Here is a 23,103-nt window from a genome sequence, read left to right on the forward strand (position 1 = left end):
TTTATAGAGTTTTTACAAAACAATATGTTATCCCGGAAACACCGATTGATTTGTTATTTTACCATTTTGCCAGGACTTTAGTTTCCAGAAGCAAATGTAACGGTACTTTTTCGGTTTAAAATAATAGCGTTTGTATTCTATAGACCTGCGTCTTCTACCTTTGTTTGTTTAAAGCTTTCTCAGAAATACTTGCATTGTCAATTTAGCTAAACAACTTATTTGCTACTTTCAATAATTTGACTGCTGGCCCTTTTGTCCGCCGATAAGATGCTTCAGGGCACCCGCGCAATCTTTGGGTGCCTACGATCAATTATGTTAAGATGATAACAATGGGTTTGTATAACTACTAATAAAAACCATATTAAGAGGTCAAAGATAACCTTTTGAATAGATTTGGGTTCAATATTTTATAAAGACAATATCATTGCTTTTTAGCTAAAAATGATATCGTTACTACCAGGAATTTAATTCATAAATTATTGAATTGAATTCCTGGTAGTAACGGGTTTTGAGATTACTGCCCTATTATTAATAGTCAATAGTAGTTTAGATTTCTTAGTTTTGATTTTAGACACCACAAACTTTTCTTTATACAAAATTCCTAGAAAAAGCAGATAGAAGGGCATAAACGGTATTTTATAACGGACCAAAGAACCAAAGTTCGCAGAAGATACGCCAACCATAAATGCAAAGGTAAAACTGAATAACAGGCAAAACTGGATAAGGGGGGAGTTCCAGATGATAGACATTGATCTGCCGAACCCTTTTTTGAAGAGCAGGTAAAGGGTGAAATATAGAAATAACATACTTTCTGCCGATGCAAAGAAGATGAAAGGGCTCAGATATTCCCAAGGGTAAGGCCGGAACAAGCTGATATTTATTCCCTGCGGAATAGCAATTAAAACTCCTAAGGGAGAAGAAAAGTCGACCTCAAAACTATATGCCGAACCAGCGCTGCTTTCCTGAATATAAACAGCAGTCTGGGCAGCCGTTTCTAAAACCTGATCCACTGAATATCTTCCCAGTAATTCATCTGCATTCTGTAAAAAAAGTGCTATTGCAGCTGCACCAAACATGAAAATAAATGGAGTACTAAACCATTTTATAGCTGGATTCTTTATCTTATCCCGATTACTGTTTATAATATAAATAATGAAGAAAGGAATAAATGCGGCTAAAATGTATAGTTTAATGGAAGCGATCATAAGCATGGCTATCAAAATACCAATGATGTTTCTGATTAAGTTTTTAGGTTTAATAAAGATATAGTAGCTACAGATAAACAGCCACATTAAGGCTGTAAATGTAATGGTATCTTTAAATATTCCGGAATCCCAAATCAGAACAGACGGGATCAAAATAGAACTGAAAGCAGCGATCTTAATGGGTATGTTAAATTCTTTGATTATAAAAATAAAGAAATTCCAAACCCCTATAAATGCTATAACACAAAAAAATATGGCGCAAGGTAGAAAAGTGTCAAAAGTGAAAAAATTAAAAACAGCCGCTATTTTGCTTACAGTAAACGATTCATTTGCAAAAATATGGACGTTTCCGCCAAAAAGCCCAAGTTTGTTAGTTTCATTAAAAGTATTTAATTCCTGAAAGAGGACTGGGATAATTTGGTCTGGAAACTCTAACCAATATGAAGTAAGCATTTTGCCTCCTCTAAAATAATTTATTCCATCATAAGAACCTCCATAGTAATATTGGTAAATTAATGAAATAGAAATACAACCAAATAGTTTTAAGTATAGAGCCCAATTAAAATACTTCTTCAAGGTGCTATTCTTTCCATGTTTTACTTTAAAATAGAGGTTCATTAATAAGATTGCACCAATCAGATAAAAAGGGAGGAGCAAATAGTCTTTTAGAAAAATGAATTGGTTACCCATGGAAAGTTATTTTATTTAGAAACCTTAAACCCGCCAAGAGTTATTTAAGATTATAACGATATTATAATAATTAAGACAGGTGTTGTTAAAAGTAGAAGTTACGAGTAATCTAATTGGGCTCTTTAGAGATCCTTTAAAGTTGTAAGTAAGAATGTTTAGCTTTGTTTTTTTAATTTAATGAATAAGTAATGGTTAAGAATTTAAATTTACAACCCAATAGTTTTAAAATAAAGGAGATTTTATTTTAATCTTAATTTGGTTTGAAAATTTAAACCTTATAAAATGTTTGAAAAATAAATTGGTCATTTTCTATATAGCAAGTTGCCTTATAAACAAAATGTTCCAATCATTTTAAAAAGACTATTAAAGATGGAGAACAGCAGCTCAAATTCTAAGTTTCCAAAACTATTTCCTTAAGCTATTCAATCAAAACATAAATTATATAATTGAATCCTCCATACCTAATATTCATTTTGAGGTAAAATAAAAAATGTTATCAATTTTTATTTTTTTTTAATATTAGATTCAAATACATGCAAATTTTTTATCCTTTGTTAATTATCAATTGGTAATTATTTAGGCAGTAATTCTGGCGGAAATATCTTTTATTTTCAAAAAGTCTGGTTAACGGGACTGGAACGTTCTCCTCGTTTTAATAGCAGGGATGATAATATTGAGCTTAGAGCTTGAAAAAAAAAATGATTGTTTTGCAAACTTTTTTCACCTGATCTTCCTGCAAGCCCGGATATATTGGTAAGCTCAAATAGGTTTTTGCTAATCCTTCTGCAATCGGGAATTCTCCTGGTTTATAACCTGATTCTCTATACGCGGCCTGTAAATGCGGTGGGAGCGGATAATGCACCATTGTTTGAATGTCTCTAAACGCCAAATTATCTTTCATTTTATCACGGTCATTCATTTGAATTGCATACAAGTGATAAACATGTGTTGCACCTTCAGCAATTTTGGGAGTAATAATTCCTTGCATTCCATCCAACTCCTGATTGTACAAAGCCGCAATCTTCTGCCTTTCTGCATTCCAATACGCTAAATATTTCAACTTTACATTCAGAATAGCTGCCTGCAATTCATCTAAGCGAGAGTTGAGCCCAATAACCTCATTATAATACTTCTTCTCCGAACCGTAATTCCGAAACATGCGCGCTTTACGGGCTAATTCTGCATCATCGGTTATAATGGCACCAGCATCACCTAGTGCACCTAAATTTTTGGTGGGGTAGAAACTAGTAGCGTTGATGTGACCAAAATTGCCGGTTAGTATTCCTTTAAAAGCAGCGCCCTGGCTTTGTGCATGATCTTCCACCACAAACAGGTTATGCTCTTTTGCGATTTTCATGATCGTATCCATTTCACAAGCCTGGCCATAAAGATGAACCGGTATGATAGCTTTGGTGCGAGGTGTAATGGCTGCCTCAATTAAAGTCGGATCGATATTATAGGTATCTATTCGGGGTTCTACCGGAACGGGGGTAGCTCCAACTAAAGAAACTGCCAGCCAGGTGGCAATGTAGGTATTGGAAGGTACAATTACTTCATCGCCAGGGCCAATCTCCAGGCACATGAGGCAGATGCGCAAGGCATCCAGGCCGTTGCCAACTCCAATACAGTACCTGGTTTGGTTGAAAGCTGCATAATTGGCTTCAAATTTCTCAACTTCCGGACCCAGTATGTAGTTTTTAGAATCGAAAACGCGAGCCATCGCTTCCAGCACTTCCTCGCGCATTTGGCGGTTCATGGGTTCGAAATCTAAAAACGGTATCTTCATGAGGTTAAAAAGTCAATCCTATTTCCACTGGTTTTGAAAATCGGAAATATCCCTGATGTAGTCAGTTTCATCGTAAAGTTCAGACGAAAGTACTAGTTGGAGCGCATTTTCGGAATAATTCATAATGCGCCAGACATTCGGGGGAAGGTATAAAGCCTGGTCCGGGGAATGCAGTTCAAAGCTTTTTTCTTCACCCGACGGAGACGTAGTAATAACGGTTACGGAACCCTGTAAAGCTACCAGGATCTGCTGGTTCCGGTAATGCGCGTGGTTCCCTCTTATTGCCTGTGCCGGTATAGAATGGGTCCAGAAAACCCGTTTAACTTCAAAAGGAATATTTTTAAGATTCTCTGCTACGGTAATAAACCCTTTTTCAGGCGCGCCGATCTCTGGAAATTCAAATAAATATGGTTGGGTCACGAATAAAAATGGTAGGGTTTTGACTAACAAAAGTACATAAAATCTCTGGTCCGGCGGTTTAGAAGTTTCATTAATAATACTTTCGGGGCTGAAAAGGATACCGTTTTTAATCAGGAAACTACACTTTCCGGTTCTTCTTCAACCACGCCTTTGCTTCCTTATGGGGTTGCGATTTCTTGTCAGCAATATCTTTTAACCGTTCGTAGTGCTTTTTGGCCAGTTTCAGATCCTGCTGTTGCTCGGCAATTTTAGCCAGATTGAGCAGGGCATATAGCGCATAGCCGGATTTTTCTTCGTTGGTCTGTTTCGAGAAATTTACGCATTGCTCGTAATAGTTTTTGGCGCGGTTCAGGTCTTTGTGCTTGTTTTGAGCAATGTAGGCCAGGAAATAAGAAGCGTAACGGCCACCAATTTCTTCGTAACCGGGCATGCGGCGATTCAGTTTATCAAGAATATCTAATGAAACGCGTTCAGATTCCATGAAATTGCCTTCCAGGAAAGCCAGTCGGGCGTAAAAGCGCTGAAAATACGCATTATCCGGGTACGTGTAGGCTAGGTAACGCGAGATGGGCATAGCGGCTGCCGGATTATTTTCTTCGTTCGCGTAAATCTTCATCAAAAAGAATTTCGCTTCGGTGCCAGTGTAAAAACCATTGGCAGCTACCATATTCAGCTGTTGCAAACCAAGCTTTTTGTCGCCATCCGGGAAGAAAAGGAGCACCGGTTTGAGAAGCGGATAATTATTCGAGATCCAGACCGCGTAGTAATTATAAAGGCCTTCACCGAATAAAAATTCCGGGCTCAGGTCGTTGCCAACCCGGCTTTTCTGCAAATATTCCAGCGAATTTTTACTGGCGAAAGTAGCTTTGCTCCAATCACTGCGCTCGGCATGAAGGCGGGCTTTGAAACCATAGGCGGCGGCCAGGAAAAAAGCGGCCTCAAAATTTTTCTCATTGGCATCGAACATCCGTTCGGCGTGCGTGATGGTGGTGTCCATGTAAGCATAAAAAGCGCCATCGTATTGTTTGGTGCGGATGTTGGTGGGCACGATTTTCCACCACTGGCTCAAACCCATCAAAAAATAAGGCATGGGGTGTTTCGGGTAGCGGCGGCGGAGCGACTTGAATTGTTTTTCGGCTAAAGCGTATTTAAAATTGTACAGATTATCTACCGCACCGCCAAGTTCATTCTGGATATCTTTGTCGAGCAAAAGCATGCCCCGGATATCTTTGGGTTGCGGCAGAACCACAACCGAATCGATCTCAATAATACGCATGATAGAATCCACAACCTGCTGTTCGCGCACCGAATTGCGGATCGAGTCGTTCTGGGCCTGCGCAGCCAGGGAGAAAAACGCTAGGAAAAAGAGGCAAAAAAGTCGCTTCATAGCTGCAAATAACGAAAAATCGAAAGTAATTAAAAGTAAACGCAACAACTGCGGCGGTGTTGTACTAATTTTGCCTGAATGGCGGAAGTTGATGGCAATAAAAATTGAACACAATTTTAAAGATTTGGGAGATGGGCAGGAATATTTGCCTGAAACGTAGTTCGGCGCAGCCAATTGGGATTTGTAGGATTCAGGGATTTAAGGATTCTTTTCTGAATCAGGATTTACAGAATTTTGAGAATTATCATAATCACGAATTAGGATTTCTCTGTAGAGACACCCTTCTCGTTGCCCTTTTACATTCCCATATCAAGTCTATCGCCAGCGCAGCGTACCTTGAAAATCACGTTAGAAGAGAAGCTAAACTAAAAAGAAGCTCACTACGAAGGAGCATGACACCAGTTTCTGTGAGAGCGGCCTCCAAGACTTCCGGTGCTGACGCAGGAGGCAGCCCGCAAGGGCAGGAAGGATTGCAGCCGCGAACGCAGAAACGAAGCCACCCGGCTTGAGGGAGAAAGTAAACTATGAAAGTAAAATGCTTGTAGTTAAGTACAGAAGCAATCTATAAAAACGCTATCCTTTCAAGTATAAAAACTCAGTAGCAAACTTAACTACTCACCCAATGAAATTTAGCTACGCCGAACCTGTGGTTTCTCCTCACGTCAGGATGACAAAAAAAACGCTTTCATAATCACCAGAAAAACTAAATTCGCTACCAGTTACCAACACAAACCCTTATGGAATTACTGCAAAAACTCTGCGCCATCCACGCGCCATCCGGCAACGAAATCAACATGACAAATTTTGTGCTCGAGTACATTGAAAAGAAAAAAGGCAATTGGAAAGTGCAGCCTCAGATCATTACCGGCGAAGCTTTTCAGGATTGCATCATGCTGGTTTTCGGCAAGCCGCGCACCGCTGTTTTTGCGCATTTAGATTCCATAGGTTTTATGGTTCGCTACGGCCGGCAACTCATTAAAATTGGCGGACCGGATGTGGAAACGGGTTACAAGCTGGTAGGCGAGGACAGCCAGGGAAAAATTGAATGCACTTTACAGGTTGACGAAGAAACCGGCGAATTGACTTACGATTTTGACCGGGAGATCGAGCGCGGCACCGAACTGGTGTTCAAACCTGAATTCCGCGAAACCGAAGAAACTGTACAGTGCTGCTACCTGGATAACCGCTTAGGCGTCTGGAATGCTTTAAAAGTAGCTGAAACGCTGCAAGACGGCATTATTGCTTTTAGTTGCTGGGAAGAACACGGCGGCGGTTCGGTGCGCTACCTGGCCAAATATATTTACGAAACCTACGGCGTGAAACAAGCCCTGATCTCAGACATAACCTGGGTTACGGAAGGCGTGGAAGCCGGCAAAGGTGTGGCGATTTCCCTGCGCGACAGCTTGATTCCGCGGCGTAGTTTTATCATGAAAATCATTGAAATTGCGAAGAAATCAGGCGTACCGTTTCAGGTGGAAGTAGAGAGTGCGGGCGGTTCTGATGGCAAAGAATTACAGCACAGCAGCATTCCCTGGGACTGGTGTTTTATAGGGGCGCCGGAAGATCACGTGCATTCGCCAAACGAGCTCGTGCACAAAGCCGATATTCAGGCCATGACGGAGATGTACAAGGTGCTGTTAAAGGAATTATAAATTTCACGTTCATTTCTTGCAGATTTCATTTAGAAAATTCTATATTTAGAGCAATTAAACGTCATTCACCATCACGCTCAAAATTTTCTAAATGGAACAAATTGTTTACGCAGTCCCGGCGCTGGGCATCCTGGCGCTGCTGTACACCGCCGTAAAATCTGCCTGGGTTACCCGGCAGGATGCCGGCGACGAGAAAATGCAGACCATTGCCCGGTATATTGCCGAAGGTGCTATGGCTTTTTTGAAAGCAGAATATAAGGTACTCACCTATTTTGTGATCATCGGCGCTATTTTACTGGCGTATCTGGGCTTTACCGGCGAAAAATCGCACTGGACCATTTCCCTTGCTTTTATTATGGGCGCGGTGTTTTCGGCCCTGGCTGGTTTTATAGGCATGCGCATTGCTACTAAAGCGAACGTACGTACGGCTCAGGCCGCTAAAACCAGTTTGTCGCGCGCGCTGAATGTTTCTTTTACCGGTGGTTCGGTAATGGGAATGGGCGTGGCCGGCCTGGCTATTCTGGGTCTGGGTTCGCTCTTCATCGTTTTGTATCACATTTTCGTGCAAAGTACCGGTGCCGACGTAAATGGCATTGAAATGGAACGTGCCCTGGAGATTCTGACCGGTTTCTCGTTAGGTGCGGAAAGTATTGCCCTATTTGCCCGCGTTGGCGGCGGTATCTACACCAAAGCTGCCGATGTGGGAGCAGATTTAGTTGGAAAAGTAGAGGCCGGGATTCCGGAAGATGACCCAAGAAATCCTGCTACCATTGCTGATAACGTGGGCGATAACGTAGGCGACGTTGCCGGGATGGGCGCAGATTTATTCGGCTCTTACGTGGCTACGATGCTGGCTACCATGGTTTTAGGCCGCGAAATAATTGCCAACGATAATTTCGGCGGCATTTCGCCGGTTTTATTGCCCATGGTAATTGGCGGCTTGGGAATTATCTTCTCTATAATCGGGGTAATGTTTGTGAAAGTGAAGGAGGGAGGCAACGTGCAGGCCGCGCTGAACTTAGGAAACTGGGTTTCGGTGATCCTGACGGCAGTTGCTTCTTATTTTGTTGTGAACTGGATGTTGCCGGAAACCATGGATATGCGCGGTTTTGAATTCACTTCCATGGAAGTTTTCTACGCCATTATTGTGGGTTTAATTGTGGGTGCTCTCATGAGTATCATCACCGAATATTATACTGCCATGGGTAAACGGCCGGTTAACAGCATTGTGCAGCAAAGCTCTACCGGCCACGCTACTACCGTTATCGGCGGTTTAGCAGTGGGCATGGAATCTACCGTTTTGCCGATTATCGTTTTAGCGATTGGTATTGTGCTTTCCTACGCCTTTGCGGGTCTTTACGGCGTGGCCATAGCCGCTGCCGGTATGATGGCAACTACGGCTATGCAACTCGCCATAGATGCTTTCGGGCCGATTGCTGATAACGCCGGCGGTATTGCTGAAATGAGTGAATTGCCGAAAGAAGTACGCGAAAGAACCGATATCTTAGATGCCGTTGGCAACACGACTGCCGCAACTGGTAAAGGTTTTGCCATTGCTTCGGCAGCCTTAACTTCCTTGGCTTTGTTTGCGGCTTTTGTGGGAATTGCGGGCATCGATGCCATTAATATTTATAAAGCGCCGGTGCTGGCCGGACTTTTTGTGGGCGCCATGATACCGTTTATCTTTTCAGCACTTGCCATTGCGGCGGTTGGCCGGGCGGCTATGGCCATGGTACATGAAGTGCGCCGCCAGTTCCGCGAAATTCCGGGTATTATGGAAGGAACCGGTAAGCCGGAATACGACAAATGCGTGGCCATTTCTACCAAAGCTGCGATCCGGGAAATGATGTTGCCGGGAGCCATTGCCTTAACCGTGCCGGTTTTGGTCGGGTTCGGTTTGAAAGGGGTTTTTGACTATGCTTCTTCCGCCGAAATTCTGGGTGGTTTGCTGGCCGGCGTTACGGTTTCGGGCGTGCTAATGGCGATGTTTCAGGCAAATGCCGGCGGCGCCTGGGATAATGCCAAAAAATCTTTCGAGAAAGGCGTAATGATAAACGGAAAAATGGAATACAAAGGTTCTGAAGCTCATAAAGCCTCCGTAACCGGCGATACCGTTGGCGATCCGTTCAAAGATACTTCCGGACCTTCCATGAACATCCTTATCAAACTTATGTCCATCGTTTCCCTGGTAATTGCGCCGCACATTGCCGATAATTCCAAAGAACACGACCGCCGAATTGAGAATCCGGAAAATACCATTGAGGCGGCTCCCGGAGCAAGAAACAATCAAAATACTGAAAACACGCACGTAATTACAGTAGCCAGAAAATGATATGGTTTTCATCTGAAAAACGGTAGAAAACGCTATGTTTTTAGCCTAAAAAAGTAAAATCCCAAAAGTCCTTCCCGGAATCCTGGAAGGACTTTTTGTTTGCTGGTTTTTAACGCGGTATTTTTATCTGTCTGGATCAGAGTTTTCAGGATTAATCCCACCCAACCCTCACCTAAATCAGGAGAGGGCTTTTTTTACCGTCAGCTAAAGCGGACGGCAATGAATATTTGTCTGAATTGGGATTTGTAGGATTAGGGGATTTAAGGATTCTTGTCTGAACACGATTTCAAGGATTTATGGGATGGACAGGAATTTCGTCTGAATCAGAATTTGCAGAATTAGAGAATTATCAGAATTAAGAATCAGGAATTATAATTTCTTTCTAAAGGCACTTCTTGTGGATACCCTTTCACTTTACCATTTCACGTTTATCGCCAGCGCAGCGTATCCTGAAGATCACGTTATCCGGGAAACTAAACTAAAAAGAAGTGAGCTACAAAGGAGAATGACACCAGTTTCTGTGAGAGCGGCCTCCAAGACTTCCGGTGCCGACGCAGGAGGCAGCCCGGCAGGGCAGGAAGGGTTGCAGCCGCGAACGCAGAAACGAAGCCGCCCGGCTGGAGGGAGAAAGCTCAATTGAAAGTAAAAAGTTAGAGGTTGAAAGCGAAAAACAAGCGAAGAAAACGCTATCCTTTCAGGCTAAAAAACTCAATAGCAAGCTTTCTCAGCTGCTTAAACAGATCTCTCCTCACGCCGGGATGACGAAAAAGTCAGGATGACCAAAGAATAAAACGCTATCTTTTCTAAGCAAAAAACTCTGTGAAATCCTTTAATCCGTATCGATCCTGATCCAAAACGCTATTCTTTCAGGCACAAAACGCAGAGCTTCACGATTAAAAGTTTCCCATTTTGTATTACTTTTGAAACTTCAAACCTGACCAAACCCTTTCAATGGCTGCGCAAACCGTTACCCTGCACGATAAATCTTTTGGCATTTACCTGCCGGAATCCGAAATCCTGAGCAATATTAAAGCCCTTGCCGATAGAATTAACCAGGATTACGCCAGCCTGAACCCGCTTTTTGTAGCGGTTTTGAACGGCTCGTTCATGTTTGCTGCCGACCTGCTGAAAGAGGTAACTGTGCCCTGCGAAATTTCTTTTATGAAGGTGGCTTCTTATGAAAATACCAGCAGCACCGGGCAGGTAACCGAATTGGTTGGCCTGAAAGAAGAAATTGCCGGCCGTCACCTCGTTATACTCGAAGACATTGTAGATACGGGTAATACGGTAGTAAAATTGCTCGATATGTTAGGCGTGCGAAATCCGGCCTCCATCGAGATCGCAACTTTGCTTCAGAAGCCGGAATGCCTGCAACACAAACTTGATGTAAAATACACCGGCCGCGAAATTCCGAATGATTTTGTAGTAGGTTATGGCTTGGATTACAACGGTTTAGGAAGGAACCTGCGCGATATTTATAAGGTGATCTAACGTTTTTTGAGCATAGACTTATAAAAGGAAGCCAGATTTTCGTTTAAAAGCTCTACCATTTCCGGCTCCGACCGTTTGCGCGGCGGAATGTTTTGCGATGCCTTTATAAAGTAGGGGAAAGGTTTGGTAAGCTGGTGGAAATCATTGTCCCGCACCACGAGCGCTTTAAACGAAACTTCGGCGTTGTTGCTGGCATTCAGGTCGTCCGGTTCCGGGCGGTATTGTTCCAGGTCGGTAATTTCAGCCACGTAATAGTTGCGTTCTGTAATTTGAGGGTCGGCCGCCGGTTGCAGATTTTCATTTACAAACCCGCCCATATAATTGCCGGCTTTTATTTTTTCAGAATTAGTGCTGAAGAAGAAATAAACCGGGCAAAACTTGAAATGCTGCTGAAAAGCGGCGATCAAACGTTTGTTTTCTGCTTCCTGTCTTCGCTTTAACGTAGCGGCCATCTGCTCGTTTCCCGCTTTTTCCAGGCTGGAAATGGCTTTTTCTGAGGTTCGGAGCCGAACCAGCAATACCCCGTTTTTAAGGTTTTGAATGTGCGTCCTGGCCTGGATATCGGAAGGGATTGTTTGCTTTTTCTTTCCGGCCGTGCGATTCGATTTACGGCTGGTTTCTACTGCTTCCGGTTGTGCGTTTAAAGCCTCCTTTTTATTCAGGGACGGGTTTTGCTGCGAAAAGGCCGACGCAGATAACAGCAACAGAAGCACGATTGAAGTCATAGCTTTCTTCATATTAAAAGGATAATTTTCTATAAGATTAACAGTTTACGCGAATTTATTCTTATTTTTGCTCTTTATTTTCACGAAGAAAGCATGCTGAACCTCGTTTTATTTGGCCCTCCGGGCGCTGGCAAAGGTACTCAAAGCCAGAAACTGATTGATAAATATAACCTAGTACACCTTTCTACCGGTGATTTGTTACGTTCTGAAATTACGGCCGGCACGGAGCTTGGTTTAAAAGCCAAAGCGCTGATGGACCAGGGTATGCTGGTGCCCGACGAAGTGGTGATCGGGATGATCGATAACAAACTGAAGGAAAATAAAACGGCCGGCGGTTTCATTTTCGATGGTTTCCCGCGCACGGTTCCCCAAGCCGAAGGCCTCGACCGCCTTATGGAAGAGAACGGCACCGAAATTACCTGCATGATCGCGCTGGAAGTAGACGAAGAAGAACTTACCAAACGCCTGTTGCTGCGCGGTAAAACCTCCGGCCGCCCCGACGATCAGAACGAAGAACTGATCCGCAAGCGCGTGCAGGAATACAACAACAAAACCACGCCGGTAGCCAATTACTACGAAAAGCAAGGTAAATTCTTTTCGGTGAATGGCATTGGCGAAATTGAAGAGATTTTTGCCGAAAGCTGTGCCATTATCGACCGGCATCTGGCCAAAGCAGAATAAATACGCATATTAATCCTGCCGGAAAAACGGTAGGATTTCAGGCTTAAAAACTATATCGGAAGCCGGTTTTGCCTCAGGTGAAACCGGCTTTCAGCTATCATTAAAATCCATAAACGTGTCAGGTTCAAACTTCATCGACTACGTAAAAATATGTTCGCGCTCTGGTCACGGCGGCGCCGGTTCTGCGCATTTGCACCGCGATAAAAAGAATGCCAAAGGCGGCCCCGACGGCGGCGACGGCGGACGCGGCGGCCACATTATTCTGCGCGGCAACGCCCAGCTCTGGACGCTTTTACACCTGCAATATCAGAAACACGTAATTGCCGGTCGCGGCGAAAACGGTGGCTCCAGCCACAGCACCGGTGCGCAGGGCCAGGATATTATTCTGGATGTGCCCATCGGAACCATTGCCCGCGATGCGGAAAGCGGTGAACTGAAAGCCGAAATTGTGGAAGACGGCCAGGAAATTATTCTTACGCCCGGCGGTCGCGGCGGCCTGGGCAATTCGCATTTTAAATCTTCTACCAACCAAACCCCGCGAAACGCGCAGCCCGGCGAAGAAGGCATTGAAGAATGGGTGATTCTGGAATTGAAATTACTGGCCGATGTTGGTCTGGTTGGTTTCCCGAATGCCGGCAAATCTACCTTGCTTTCGGTTGTTTCGGCGGCGAAGCCAAAAATTGCCAATTATCCGTTTACCACCCTGGTGCCAAACCTGGGCGTTGTGGCTTACCGCGATTATAAATCTTTCGTAATGGCCGATATTCCGGGCATTATTGAAGGCGCTTCCGAAGGCCGTGGTTTGGGCATCCGTTTCCTGAAACACGTTGAGCGTAACTCCATTCTATTGTTCATGATCTCGGCCGAAAGCCCGGATATTCTGGAAGAATACCACATTCTGCTAAACGAACTGGAAACTTTCAACCCCGAATTACTGGATAAAAAGCGTTTGCTGGCCATTACCAAATCCGACCTGATGGACGATGAGCTGGAAGCCGAAATGCGCCAAACCCTGCCAACCGATCTGCCCACTATTTTCATTTCCAGCATTACCAATAAGAATATAATGGAGCTGAAAGATATGATCTGGAAAGCGTTGAACGATAAGTGATTACTTAATTGTTGAGTTGTTGATCGCTGATCGTCAATTGCTGATTGTTTTCAGGATTTCAGCCTGGAAATGGTATCATTTAAATGCATAAAAGTATCGGCAACGAAAAATAGCGTTAGGAAACATTCCTAATTATTAATTCTTAATTATTGATTAAAAAGGTGCCACTATGTCAGAAAAACGCTTTGGCAAATTAATTGATAAGCTGGCCGATAAGTCTAAAAAGATAATTACAGGTATGAAAACCGGAAAAGATAAAAATAAGCCCGACTCGGAAGAGCATGTAGATAAGCACGAAAACGTTGAAGGTCAGACTGTAACGGAAGAACAGGAAACCATTCCTGCCGATCATCAGATGCCGGATGTGCCAACCGATACGCTTTCGAAAACGGAGGAAGAACTGAGTGAGATGAAGGATAAATACCTGCGCCTTTTCTCCGATTTTGAGAATTTCCGCCGTCGTACATCCAAAGAACGCCTGGAACTGATGAAATCTGGCGGTGAAGACGTAATGACTGCCTTATTGCCCGTAATGGATGACCTGGACCGTGCCAAAATGGCCATGGAAAATGCCACCGATGTAGACGCTGTAAAAGAAGGTCTGGAATTGGTTTTCGGAAAACTGGCCAGCATTTTACAACAAAAGGGGCTGAAACCTATGGATGCCAAAGGCCAGCCATTCGATGCGGACCTGCACGACGCGATTACCCAAACGCCGGCCGGCGACGAAATGAAAGGCAAAGTGGTAGATGAAATTGAAAAAGGCTACTACCTGAACGATAAAGTGATCCGCTTCGCAAAAGTGGTTATTGGAGCATAAAATACAATGGCAAAAAGAGATTATTACGATGTGTTAGGCGTGAGTCGGGAGGCAAGTGCGGAGGAAATTAAGAAAGCCTATCGCAAAATTGCCATTAAATATCACCCCGATAAAAACCCGGACGACCACACGGCGGAAGATAAATTTAAGGAAGCTGCTGAGGCCTACGAAATTCTGAGTAATCAGGAGAAAAAGGCGCGTTACGACCGTTTCGGCCACCAGGGCATGAACGGCGGCGGCGGTTTTGGCGGCGGCCACATGAACATGGAAGATATTTTCTCCCAGTTCGGCGATATTTTCGGCGGCGGCGGTGGCGGCTTCGGCGATTTCTTTGGCGGCCAGCAACGTGGCGGCCGCAGAGTGCGCAAAGGCAGTAACTTACGCATTAAGCTCAAGCTGAACCTGGAAGAAATTGCCAACGGCGTTGAGAAAAAAATTAAAGTAAAGCGCTACGTAGCCTGCGAAGCCTGTTCCGGCAACGGTTCTAAAAACGGCGCTTCGTTACAGAATTGTTCTTCCTGCCAGGGTTCCGGCCAGGTGAGAAAAGTGGTAAATACCATGCTGGGCCAGATGGTGAGCACGGCAACCTGCCCAACCTGCCACGGCGAAGGCAAAATTGTAACCCAGAAATGCGAAGTTTGCCACGGCGAAGGGCGTCAGCTGCAGGAAGAAGTGATTCCGATCAACATTCCGGCGGGCGTGGCCGATGGTATGCAACTGAGCATGAGCGGTAAAGGCAACGTGCCGGAGCGCGGCGGTGTTCCGGGTGATCTTTTAATTCAGATTGAAGAAGAAGCCCATCCAACCCTGAAACGTGACGGCAACAACGTGGTTTACGACCATTACATTAGCTTTGTAGATGCGGCTTTAGGTGCAAGCATAGAAGTACCAACCATTGAAGGCAAAGCGAAAATTACGCTGAAAGCGGGAACGCAAAGCGGCGAAATTCTGCGACTGCGCGGCAAAGGGATTAAAGACCTGAACGGCTACGGCAGAGGCGACCAGCTGATCTACATCAACGTCTGGACGCCGAAGAACCTGAGCAGTTCGGAAAAAGACCTGTTGGAAAAGTTACGTGATTCGCAGAACTTTGCGCCAAATCCGGGCAAGAACGAAAAAGGCTTCTTCGAGAAAGTGAAAGAGTATTTTCAGTAACAGCATTGTATTACCCTGTTTTATTGTTTTAGTTTTTGTTTGTTAGAGAAAGCCGGTTTAGAAACTTAAACCGGCTTTTTCGTTTTTAAAACGCTAGGGTTTGGGGCAGAAAAAGTACCTGCATTTTCAGATAATAAAGAGAATAGAAACTACTTGTTTAAGACGCCGTAAGCAATTGTTCGAGCATTTTTTTTTCAACTTAATAAACCACCCAAACCATGACCTTAACCCTGGAACAAGCTCAAGCCATGATTGCCGCAGCTACCGCTAAAGCCAAAGAACTGAACGTAAAAATGAATATTGCGGTAGTTGATGCCGGCGCCAATTTAACGGCTTTCGTGCGGATGGATGGGGCTTGGTTGGGCTCGGTAGATATTTCGATCAAGAAAGCTAAAACGGCGCGCTTTTTCGATATGCCGACTGGCGAGATCGGGAAAATATCGCAGCCTGGCGGTTCGTTATACAATATTGAGCACTCCAATAATGGCCTGATCACGTTTCCCGGAGGCATTCCGATAAAAGCGGCCAACGGTGAAATTATAGGCGCGATCGGTGTATCGGGCGACTCTGTGGAAAACGACCATACTGTAGCCAGCGCAGGTTTAGAAGCCTACAAGTAAAAAAAAACAAAACGAAAAAGCCGGCAGTTATACAACTGCCGGCTTTTTCGTTTTAAAATGCTATGGTTTCAGGCCGTAAAACTCAATTCTTTTCCAGCCAGGCAATCCAGTCTTTTGCGGTCTGGGTCCAGCCAGTTCCCCGGTCCGGAATGCCTTCGCCTTTAGCATCGACTTTAAAGTAATTATGTTCCAGACCGACGTAATCTTTAAAGGTGAAATTCTTTTTCTTGTCGCGGATCATGGCAATGCGCATAAAATCGTTGTATGGTGCGCAATGATCTTTGGTGCCATACGTAACCAGAACCGGCACTTTTATTTGCTGGAAATTATCGAAGGAGGGTTGATTGGCACTTAATTCATATCTGTATTGCTGTTCCAGCGTGAAACCCGGATGCACAGGCAGGTCAGGTGATTTATTCACCAGTTTTTCCCAGTATTCGAAAGTATCATTCGTATAAGTTTTGGTAGAATCGTCGTATGGGCGGCATTGGTGGATCATTGTTGCCATTTGTCCGAATGGGTTAGCGCTGGAACTGATCACGTGGGTTACGTCTTTGGAGATCCTGGCGAGTTTGGCCACAATCGTTCCGCCTTCGGAATGCCCGGCAATTACCATTTTTTTAGAATCTACCCAAGGCTGCTTTTTCAGGAATTTCAGCACCTTCGCATCACGGTCCACGTAATAATCGATGTGGTTAAGTTCCTGGTACTTTGCGGGAAACAAACCGGTTTTCGGATCGGTGTATTCGCCGCGGTTAGTTATATTTTTAAAATTAACAATAGCCGGAACGCCGGGCTTGCTTACAAAAACCACATGGTAATCTTTGGTCAGGATCCGGGTATCGAAAGGCATGATGGAAGCGAATCCCTGGCCTTCGTATTCGATCAGCAACGGAATAGGTAACGATCCTTTTTCCAGCAGCATAACGGGTTTCCGAAGCGCTTCCTCGCCCTTTTTCGAATGAATTACCAGGTCTACCGTATCTTTTTTATAAGGCATTTTCACGATGCGGTATCCAAAATCTTCCGGTTTGTATTTTTGGGCCATGGCACCGGAACCGCTGAAAACGAACAGGGAAATATGCAGCAAACAGGTTTTAATACGGATGTTCATAAGCTGAATTAATATTTTTCTAAGTTTGAAAACGGTAGGGTTTTGCGGGCAAAAAGTATGAAGTGCCTTATTCATAAAAAATAGCGTACCCGTTCTGATCGTAATTGAATGTCCACGATTTATTAACCGATTCATATACAAATCCATTGCGGTTTTTCCGGTGGCGGGTGTAGCTTCTGAAGTTATGATTAGATAAGGTCCGTAAAAATACTTCCTCGAAAATAGCCAGGCTTTTGAGCTGGTTCGGAGCTTGGTCATAATCTCCAAACGTTTCCGTTTCGGTATAAATCGTATCCTGCAAATAATGGTCGAAGCTTAAGGTTTCAGTTTTTTGAAGGTTTCCGGCGGCATCGAAAAAGAAGCGTTTAATAGTAGAAATGTTGCGGTCTTTGTGCTGGGTATAAGATAGCCTGTGGCCGGCATAAAAAAACAAGGTTGTATCGTACGGATGGCTGGTGTTCATGGCGTTATGCCGGATAATCTTATGGATCTGGCCATAGAAGTTCAGGAATACCCGTTTAGGTTCATTGCCAAAATTCAGTTCCGGATCTTTCTGGGTAATAATAATCTCGCGCCCTTTGTGGGTTATATCTTCATAAAGTTCAGGCCGGAAAGCGGATCCAAAACCCGTATTCGGGTTGATTTGAATAAAACCGCCCTGCCTTTTACTTACCTGGCCATTTGCGTTGTACGATAGCGTTACCAGCGGTTCCGGGCCCATAAAAACGTTAAGGGGATAGGCCATGTATTTTATCAAATATTTATCGGGCTTGGGAACCGGGTTTTCAAAATCGGATTTACAGGCGAAAAAGGGTAGGAAAAAGAGTACTAAAAGTAACTTGCGCATAAAGTAAGAAGCCAAATGATCGCCCTAAATTACAGGATTAAAGTTGCCTTGCAAATATACCTTGTTGCTTTTGCTGTTTTATGTTAAAGAGGTTCAAATGCAGCAGTGTTCATTTTTCCTTTCAGCTTAAAGTTAATCTTCCTGCTTGCACATTCGGGGCAAACGCGTAGTTTTACAGTACAAAACCTTAGCGTTTTCCGCACAAAAACTATGTTGCAGATAAAAGAAGTCAGTAAAAAATACGCCAGCCACCTGGCCCTCGATCATGTGAGTTTCGAGATCCCGAAGGGCTGCATTTTTGGTTTGCTGGGCCCGAACGGCGCCGGTAAAACCTCGCTCATCCGCATTATTACCCAGATAACCGGCGCCGATACCGGCGAAATTCTGTTTAAAGGCGAAAAACTGCAGCCTGATCACATCCGGTATATGGGGTATCTGCCCGAAGAGCGTGGCCTTTACAAAAAAATGAAAGTAGGCGAACAGCTGCTTTATTTAGCTCAACTCAAAGGTTTAAGCAAAGCCGAAGCCACAAGCCGCATTAAAAAATGGATCGATAAACTGGATTTGCGCAGCTGGCTCGATAAAACCATCGAAGACCTGAGCAAAGGCATGCAGCAGAAAGTGCAGTTCATTGCTACCGTGGTGCACGAACCCGAGCTGATCATTCTCGATGAACCTTTTTCCGGTTTCGACCCGGTAAATGCCAATATTATTAAAGACGAAATTCTGGAACTTCGCGAAAAAGGCAGCACGATTATTTTTTCTACGCACCGCATGGAAAGCGTGGAAGAGCTCTGCGACAATATCGCGCTCATCAACAGATCTAAAAAAGTGCTCGACGGGCCGGTGAAAACGATTCGCGACAGCTATAAAACCAACACTTTTATGGTGGAAGGCAAAGGGAAACTACTGCTCGCTTCGCCTGATTTTAAAGTGCTGGAGCAAAACGAGCACCACGGTTTTTTCCATGCCACGGTTCAGATCTTAGATAACCAGAGCCCGAATGTTTTACTACGGTATATGCTGGAACGGGTAGAAATTCACGCTTTCCGTGAAAAAATACCGAGCATTAACGACATCTTTATTCAAACTGTAACCGAAAAAATATATGCATAAGATCTGGCTCATCGTTCAACGTGAATATTTAACCCGCGTCCGGAAAAAAAGCTTCATCATCATGACCTTGGTGGGACCGCTTTTAATGGCTGCGCTCATGGTGGTGCCGATCTGGCTGACCACCATTTCCGACGATTCTGAAACCATAGAAGTGCTGGATGAAAGCGGTTTGTTTGCCGGAAAATTTCAAAACGAAGGTGATCTGAAGTTCAAACCGGTTTCCGGTTCGGTAGAAGCTGCCAAAAAAAGGGTGATGGAAACCGAAAATACCGCGCTGCTTTACATTCCGAAAATTAACCTGGATAAACCGGAAGGCATTAAACTTTTTTCGCAGGAAAATACGAGTTTAACCACGCAGATCGGGCTGGAGAAAATGCTGAAACGCGAGATCGAGGAACAGAAATTTGCCCGTTCCGGCGTAGATAAAAAAGTACTCGACCAGATCAAAACCGACATCAGCATCAGCACGGTAAACATGGCCGACGGCGATGAGAAAAGCAGCAACGCGGCGGTTACTTCGGCGGCCGGCTATATTGGCGCCATTCTGATCTACATGTTCATTTTTATTTACGGCGTACAGATCATGCGGGGCGTGATAGAAGAAAAAACGAACCGCATTGTGGAAGTAGTTATTTCTTCGGTAAAGCCTTTTCAACTCATGATGGGGAAAATTCTGGGCATTGCCGCCGTGGGTTTAACGCAGTTCCTGCTCTGGATCATGCTTTCCACCGCCATCGTTTCGGTAGTTTCTTCCCAGTTCAAGGTAGATCGTTTTTCAGACGAAAAGATTGAGGAAACCCTGAAAACCACTTCCGATGCGGGGCAGGCCAAAGAAATGCACGATATTTTCAGCGCGATTAATAACCTGAACGTGCCGCTTTTGCTGGGCTGTTTCCTGTTCTATTTTTTAGGCGGTTACCTGCTTTACGGCGCATTATTCGGGGCGGTAGGCTCGGCGGTAGACAATGAAACCGATACGCAGCAATTCCTTTTCCCGATCACGATCCCGCTCATCATGTCGTTTATTGTGGCGCAAACGGTTATCATTAAAAACCCCGACGGTCCGGTTGCTTTCTGGATGTCGGTAATTCCGTTCACGTCGCCTATTTCCATGATGCTGCGTTTGCCTTTCGGGGTGCCTACCTGGCAACTTTTGCTTTCTATGGCCATGCTGATTTTAGGCTTTATTTTTACGGTATGGCTGGCGGGTAGAATTTACCGCGTGGGTATTTTAATGTATGGTAAGAAAGTAAATTACCGCGAATTGAGTAAATGGTTGTTTTATAAAGGTTAATCTTAACCCTCCTCTAAAAAAAAGGGAGGGTTTTTTTATGTTTTTCCTTGGGTTATGCTGTCCTATAGCAAAAATGCTTTTTGGTAGTTTTTATGCCTGAAAGCATACCGTTTTCATAGATTGCTTTTGTTCTAAACTACAAGCATTTTACTTTCATAGTTTACTTTCTCCCTCAAGCCGGGTGGCTTCGTTTCTGCGTTCGCGGCTGCAATCCTTCCTGCCCTGGCGGGCTGCCTCGTGCCTCGGCACCGGAAGTCTTGGAGGCCGCTCTCACAGAAACTGGTGTCAGCTTCCTTCGTAGCTGGCTTTTTTTTAGTCTACTTTTCTTCAGTCCTTGATTTCAGGATAGGCTGCGCTGGCGATAGGTGTGAAATCAGGTGTTAAAAATCCTGTCCATCATTTCAATCCCTAAAATCCTGTTCATACGAAAATCCTTAAATCCCTAAATCCTAAAAAAACTATTCAGACAAAACTCATTGCCCTCTGCTTTAGGTTACGGTCTCTAAGCTCCCGTCCTTTTCAAGTCGCAGATTCCGGAGAATTTCGGGCAAGGGGTTGGGGTGGTTGCCCTGCACTGCTGGCTGCTTTACCAGAAGAACCTGATGCGTAAATCCGATTTTGGCTGAAATTTCCTAAACTCTTTCTATCTTTAGCATATCCCATTCCTCAAACCCATGAAGCGCTTTTTTACGTTGCTGCCCCTTGTTTTTCTGTTACTTGCTATGAATGAAAAAACGGCTTACCAGCTTTTTACTTCCGAAGGGAAAGCCACCGATACCGATAAAATGTTACGGGAACTGGCAAAAGCGGATGTCATTCTTTTCGGCGAACAGCATAACGATTCGGTGGCGCATGCCTTGCAATTGCTCGTTACGCAAAAACTTTTTCAGACGCATGGTAGTCAATTGGTTTTAGGCGCCGAAATGTTTGAAAGCGATGTGCAGCTGGTGCTGGATGAATATTTGAGCGGTAAGATTAAGGAAAACAATTTTGAAGCGGAATCGCGGCCCTGGAGTAATTACACAACTGATTATAAACCTTTAATAACGTTTGCCAAAACGCATAGCCTGAAGTTTATAGCCACTAATGTGCCGCGCCGTTATGCCGCTTCGGTAGCTGGTTCGGGCGTGGAAAGTTTAACCAGTTTTAGCCCGGAAGCGCAGAAACTGATGGCGCCGCTGCCTTATAAAATTGATTTAGAATTGCCGGGTTATAAGAATATGCTCACCATGTTTGGCGGTTCGCACGGCATGGGAGAGAAGGGCAATAAAATGGTGGCAGCCCAGGCGCTGAAAGATGCTACCATGGCCCATTTTATTCTGAAGAACCTGCAGCCGGGCCAGAAATTCCTGCATTTTAACGGTTCGTACCATTCCGATAATTTCGAAGGCATTTACTGGTACCTGAAACAGCAAAAGCCCGATCTGAAAATTATCACCATTTCTAATGTTAGCCAGAAAGAGCTGAAAAAACTGGACAAAGAAAACCGGAAGAAAGCTGATTTTATTCTGGTAGTTCCAGAAGATGCGCCGAAATCGTATTGAGGAGGAAACGGTACGGAAAGGGCACAAAAAAGTCCGGCTTGTTTCCAGGCCGGACTTTTTGAAGTAAAAACGATAGCGTTTTATTTTTTAAGCGCTGAAAGAGCTTCCGCAGCCGCAGGTGCTTTTGGCTTGCGGATTGTTGAAAGTAAAGCCGCGGGCGTTCAGGCCATCCTGGAAATCTACTTCCATTCCCATAACATACATACCGTGCTTTTTGTCCATGATCAGCGTAACGCCTTCCAGATCAAAGGTTTCGTCAGCTTCTTTGGCTTTGTCGAAACCCAGCAGATAAGACATGCCCGAGCAGCCGCCACCTTGCACGCCAATGCGCAACCCGTAGCCTTCCGGCACGTTTTTATCTTGCATAATTGTCTTTACTTCCGCCAACGCCTTCTCAGTGATGGTGATCGGCGCTTTTTTTATTGTTGAAGTTTCCATGTTCTACAGTTTTGATGCGTAAAAATACGAAATATATTCCGGAAAAAATCCGCTTCCGTATTTTGGTAAAACGATATTAATCCTGAAATGATTTCAAAAATATTCCGATATTTAGAACGCTAAAAATCTAATCCTGCATGAACACTTCCGAACTGATATTCGACCTGCTTAAAATCATTCTGCCGTCTGCCCTTTTATTGACCGGGATGTACTTCCTGGTAAAAAGTTACGTTGACCGCGACTACAAACTCCGCTTGCTGGAGCTGCGCATGAAAAACGCCGAAACCGTGCTCCCGATCCGGCTGCAGGCTTACGAGCGCATGACGCTTTTCCTGGAACGCATTACGCCCAGTAACCTGCTTATTCGCGTGAGCAGCAGCGGCCACACCGCCTCCGATTACCACCGGATGCTCATCAACGATATCCGGAACGAATACAACCACAACCTTTCGCAGCAGATCTACATGACCGACCAGACCTGGGAAAGAATACAGAGTGCGAAGGAAAACGTGGTTACGCTCATAAACCGTTCGTACCACGAAATGCAGGATAAAAGCAAAGGCACCGATCTGGCCAAACGCATTCTGGAAACCATCATCGCCCAGGAAACCGACCCGACCGCGCATGCCATTACCGTGATGAAAAAAGAGATCAACCAGGTTTTTTAACCTAAAA

The 23,103-nt window shown here is 44.5% G+C and carries 21 protein-coding genes; 13 read left to right on the forward strand and 8 right to left on the reverse strand.

Annotated features, from left to right (window positions below; translation table 11 throughout):
* Positions 1 to 476 precede the first annotated feature (476 nt).
* The 4 genes from I5M27_RS01945 to I5M27_RS01960 form a co-directional block, all read right to left on the reverse strand.
* Positions 477 to 1,895, reverse strand: a complete 1,419-nt coding sequence (locus tag I5M27_RS01945) for a hypothetical protein (RefSeq protein ID WP_200504342.1) — start codon at positions 1,893 to 1,895, stop codon at positions 477 to 479.
* 679 nt (positions 1,896 to 2,574) lie between these two features.
* Positions 2,575 to 3,681, reverse strand: a complete 1,107-nt coding sequence (locus tag I5M27_RS01950) for a DegT/DnrJ/EryC1/StrS family aminotransferase (protein WP_200504343.1) — start codon at positions 3,679 to 3,681, stop codon at positions 2,575 to 2,577.
* A gap of 18 nt (positions 3,682 to 3,699) precedes the next feature.
* A complete protein-coding gene (locus I5M27_RS01955) occupies positions 3,700 to 4,101 on the reverse strand; it encodes a sugar 3,4-ketoisomerase (RefSeq protein ID WP_200504344.1) in 402 nt (133 codons plus the stop codon).
* A 118-nt stretch (positions 4,102 to 4,219) separates the two neighbouring features.
* Positions 4,220 to 5,488 carry a tetratricopeptide repeat protein gene (locus I5M27_RS01960; RefSeq protein ID WP_200504345.1) on the reverse strand — a complete coding sequence of 423 codons (1,269 nt, stop codon included), beginning with the start codon at positions 5,486 to 5,488 and terminating at the stop codon, positions 4,220 to 4,222.
* A 737-nt stretch (positions 5,489 to 6,225) separates the two neighbouring features.
* On the opposite strand from I5M27_RS01960, the gene I5M27_RS01965 reads away from it, so the two are divergent.
* The 4 genes from I5M27_RS01965 (at position 6,226) to hpt (ending at position 10,963) form a co-directional block, all read left to right on the forward strand.
* Positions 6,226 to 7,140 (forward strand): M20/M25/M40 family metallo-hydrolase, encoded by a 915-nt coding sequence (locus I5M27_RS01965; protein WP_200504346.1) that lies wholly within the window; start codon positions 6,226 to 6,228, stop codon positions 7,138 to 7,140.
* A 91-nt stretch (positions 7,141 to 7,231) separates the two neighbouring features.
* Positions 7,232 to 9,472 (forward strand): sodium-translocating pyrophosphatase, encoded by a 2,241-nt coding sequence (locus tag I5M27_RS01970; protein ID WP_200504347.1) that lies wholly within the window; start codon positions 7,232 to 7,234, stop codon positions 9,470 to 9,472.
* Between the two features lie 545 nt (positions 9,473 to 10,017).
* Positions 10,018 to 10,251 (forward strand): hypothetical protein, encoded by a 234-nt coding sequence (locus I5M27_RS01975; protein WP_200504348.1) that lies wholly within the window; start codon positions 10,018 to 10,020, stop codon positions 10,249 to 10,251.
* A gap of 172 nt (positions 10,252 to 10,423) precedes the next feature.
* Complete coding sequence (gene hpt, locus I5M27_RS01980) at positions 10,424 to 10,963, forward strand: hypoxanthine phosphoribosyltransferase (protein WP_200504349.1); 540 nt, start codon at positions 10,424 to 10,426, stop codon at positions 10,961 to 10,963.
* Here hpt and I5M27_RS01985 read toward each other — a convergent pair.
* Positions 10,960 to 11,688 (reverse strand): hypothetical protein, encoded by a 729-nt coding sequence (locus I5M27_RS01985; protein ID WP_200504350.1) that lies wholly within the window; start codon positions 11,686 to 11,688, stop codon positions 10,960 to 10,962. The genes hpt and I5M27_RS01985 overlap by 4 nt on opposite strands.
* A gap of 93 nt (positions 11,689 to 11,781) precedes the next feature.
* On the opposite strand from I5M27_RS01985, the gene I5M27_RS01990 reads away from it, so the two are divergent.
* The 5 genes from I5M27_RS01990 to I5M27_RS02010 all read left to right on the forward strand — a co-directional run bounded on the left by I5M27_RS01990 (position 11,782) and on the right by I5M27_RS02010 (position 16,075).
* On the forward strand, positions 11,782 to 12,369 hold the full coding sequence (locus I5M27_RS01990; protein ID WP_200504351.1) for an adenylate kinase: 588 nt from the start codon (positions 11,782 to 11,784) through the stop codon (positions 12,367 to 12,369).
* A gap of 115 nt (positions 12,370 to 12,484) precedes the next feature.
* The gene (obgE, locus tag I5M27_RS01995; protein ID WP_200504352.1) at positions 12,485 to 13,480 is read left to right on the forward strand and encodes a GTPase ObgE; all 996 of its coding nucleotides are present in this window, start codon (positions 12,485 to 12,487) and stop codon (positions 13,478 to 13,480) included.
* 169 nt (positions 13,481 to 13,649) lie between these two features.
* Entirely contained in the window at positions 13,650 to 14,300 is a 651-nt protein-coding gene (locus tag I5M27_RS02000) for a nucleotide exchange factor GrpE (protein ID WP_234462346.1), read from the forward strand.
* A 6-nt stretch (positions 14,301 to 14,306) separates the two neighbouring features.
* Positions 14,307 to 15,455, forward strand: coding sequence for a molecular chaperone DnaJ (gene dnaJ, locus I5M27_RS02005; protein WP_200504353.1), 1,149 nt, complete (start codon positions 14,307 to 14,309; stop codon positions 15,453 to 15,455).
* Between the two features lie 218 nt (positions 15,456 to 15,673).
* Positions 15,674 to 16,075, forward strand: a complete 402-nt coding sequence (locus I5M27_RS02010; protein WP_200504354.1) for a GlcG/HbpS family heme-binding protein — start codon at positions 15,674 to 15,676, stop codon at positions 16,073 to 16,075.
* Between the two features lie 82 nt (positions 16,076 to 16,157).
* Here I5M27_RS02010 and I5M27_RS02015 read toward each other — a convergent pair whose 3' ends face one another.
* Complete coding sequence (locus I5M27_RS02015; protein WP_200504355.1) at positions 16,158 to 17,189, reverse strand: alpha/beta hydrolase family protein; 1,032 nt, start codon at positions 17,187 to 17,189, stop codon at positions 16,158 to 16,160.
* Between the two features lie 67 nt (positions 17,190 to 17,256).
* Positions 17,257 to 17,934, reverse strand: coding sequence for a hypothetical protein (locus I5M27_RS02020; RefSeq protein ID WP_200504356.1), 678 nt, complete (start codon positions 17,932 to 17,934; stop codon positions 17,257 to 17,259).
* A 312-nt stretch (positions 17,935 to 18,246) separates the two neighbouring features.
* Between I5M27_RS02020 and I5M27_RS02025 the strand changes: the two genes are divergently transcribed.
* The 3 genes from I5M27_RS02025 to I5M27_RS02035 all read left to right on the forward strand — a co-directional run bounded on the left by I5M27_RS02025 (position 18,247) and on the right by I5M27_RS02035 (position 21,990).
* Complete coding sequence (locus I5M27_RS02025; protein ID WP_200504357.1) at positions 18,247 to 19,152, forward strand: ABC transporter ATP-binding protein; 906 nt, start codon at positions 18,247 to 18,249, stop codon at positions 19,150 to 19,152.
* Complete coding sequence (locus tag I5M27_RS02030) at positions 19,145 to 20,446, forward strand: ABC transporter permease (RefSeq protein WP_200504358.1); 1,302 nt, start codon at positions 19,145 to 19,147, stop codon at positions 20,444 to 20,446. Before I5M27_RS02025 ends, I5M27_RS02030 begins: the two co-directional genes overlap by 8 nt.
* 674 nt (positions 20,447 to 21,120) lie before the next feature.
* Complete coding sequence (locus I5M27_RS02035) at positions 21,121 to 21,990, forward strand: ChaN family lipoprotein (protein ID WP_200504359.1); 870 nt, start codon at positions 21,121 to 21,123, stop codon at positions 21,988 to 21,990.
* Between the two features lie 87 nt (positions 21,991 to 22,077).
* Here I5M27_RS02035 and I5M27_RS02040 read toward each other — a convergent pair whose 3' ends face one another.
* Entirely contained in the window at positions 22,078 to 22,428 is a 351-nt protein-coding gene (locus tag I5M27_RS02040; protein WP_200504360.1) for a HesB/IscA family protein, read from the reverse strand.
* 137 nt (positions 22,429 to 22,565) lie between these two features.
* On the opposite strand from I5M27_RS02040, the gene I5M27_RS02045 reads away from it, so the two are divergent.
* Complete coding sequence (locus I5M27_RS02045) at positions 22,566 to 23,096, forward strand: DUF7935 family protein (protein ID WP_200504361.1); 531 nt, start codon at positions 22,566 to 22,568, stop codon at positions 23,094 to 23,096.
* Positions 23,097 to 23,103 lie beyond the last annotated feature (7 nt).

This window comes from Adhaeribacter terrigena (genome assembly GCF_016623615.1).
GTDB classification, from domain to species: Bacteria; Bacteroidota; Bacteroidia; order Cytophagales; family Hymenobacteraceae; genus Adhaeribacter_A; species Adhaeribacter_A terrigena.

Bases quoted from the DNA above. Each gene is read 5' to 3' on its own strand.
- I5M27_RS01945 (WP_200504342.1), bottom strand. From the start codon at position 1,895: ATGGGTAACCAATTCATTTTTCTAAAAGACTATTTGCTCCTCCCTTTT.
- I5M27_RS01985 (WP_200504350.1), bottom strand. From the start codon at position 11,688: ATGACTTCAATCGTGCTTCTGTTGCTGTTATCTGCGTCGGCCTTTTCG.
- I5M27_RS02035 (WP_200504359.1), top strand. From the start codon at position 21,121: ATGAAGCGCTTTTTTACGTTGCTGCCCCTTGTTTTTCTGTTACTTGCT.
- I5M27_RS02030 (WP_200504358.1), top strand. From the start codon at position 19,145: ATGCATAAGATCTGGCTCATCGTTCAACGTGAATATTTAACCCGCGTC.
- I5M27_RS01950 (WP_200504343.1), bottom strand. From the start codon at position 3,681: ATGAAGATACCGTTTTTAGATTTCGAACCCATGAACCGCCAAATGCGC.
- I5M27_RS02000 (WP_234462346.1), top strand. From the start codon at position 13,650: ATGTCAGAAAAACGCTTTGGCAAATTAATTGATAAGCTGGCCGATAAG.
- I5M27_RS02040 (WP_200504360.1), bottom strand. From the start codon at position 22,428: ATGGAAACTTCAACAATAAAAAAAGCGCCGATCACCATCACTGAGAAG.
- I5M27_RS02015 (WP_200504355.1), bottom strand. From the start codon at position 17,189: ATGAACATCCGTATTAAAACCTGTTTGCTGCATATTTCCCTGTTCGTT.
- I5M27_RS02045 (WP_200504361.1), top strand. From the start codon at position 22,566: ATGAACACTTCCGAACTGATATTCGACCTGCTTAAAATCATTCTGCCG.
- I5M27_RS01970 (WP_200504347.1), top strand. From the start codon at position 7,232: ATGGAACAAATTGTTTACGCAGTCCCGGCGCTGGGCATCCTGGCGCTG.
- I5M27_RS02010 (WP_200504354.1), top strand. From the start codon at position 15,674: ATGACCTTAACCCTGGAACAAGCTCAAGCCATGATTGCCGCAGCTACC.
- I5M27_RS01960 (WP_200504345.1), bottom strand. From the start codon at position 5,488: ATGAAGCGACTTTTTTGCCTCTTTTTCCTAGCGTTTTTCTCCCTGGCT.
- I5M27_RS02020 (WP_200504356.1), bottom strand. From the start codon at position 17,934: ATGGCCTATCCCCTTAACGTTTTTATGGGCCCGGAACCGCTGGTAACG.
- dnaJ (WP_200504353.1), top strand. From the start codon at position 14,307: ATGGCAAAAAGAGATTATTACGATGTGTTAGGCGTGAGTCGGGAGGCA.
- I5M27_RS01990 (WP_200504351.1), top strand. From the start codon at position 11,782: ATGCTGAACCTCGTTTTATTTGGCCCTCCGGGCGCTGGCAAAGGTACT.
- hpt (WP_200504349.1), top strand. From the start codon at position 10,424: ATGGCTGCGCAAACCGTTACCCTGCACGATAAATCTTTTGGCATTTAC.
- I5M27_RS01965 (WP_200504346.1), top strand. From the start codon at position 6,226: ATGGAATTACTGCAAAAACTCTGCGCCATCCACGCGCCATCCGGCAAC.
- I5M27_RS02025 (WP_200504357.1), top strand. From the start codon at position 18,247: ATGTTGCAGATAAAAGAAGTCAGTAAAAAATACGCCAGCCACCTGGCC.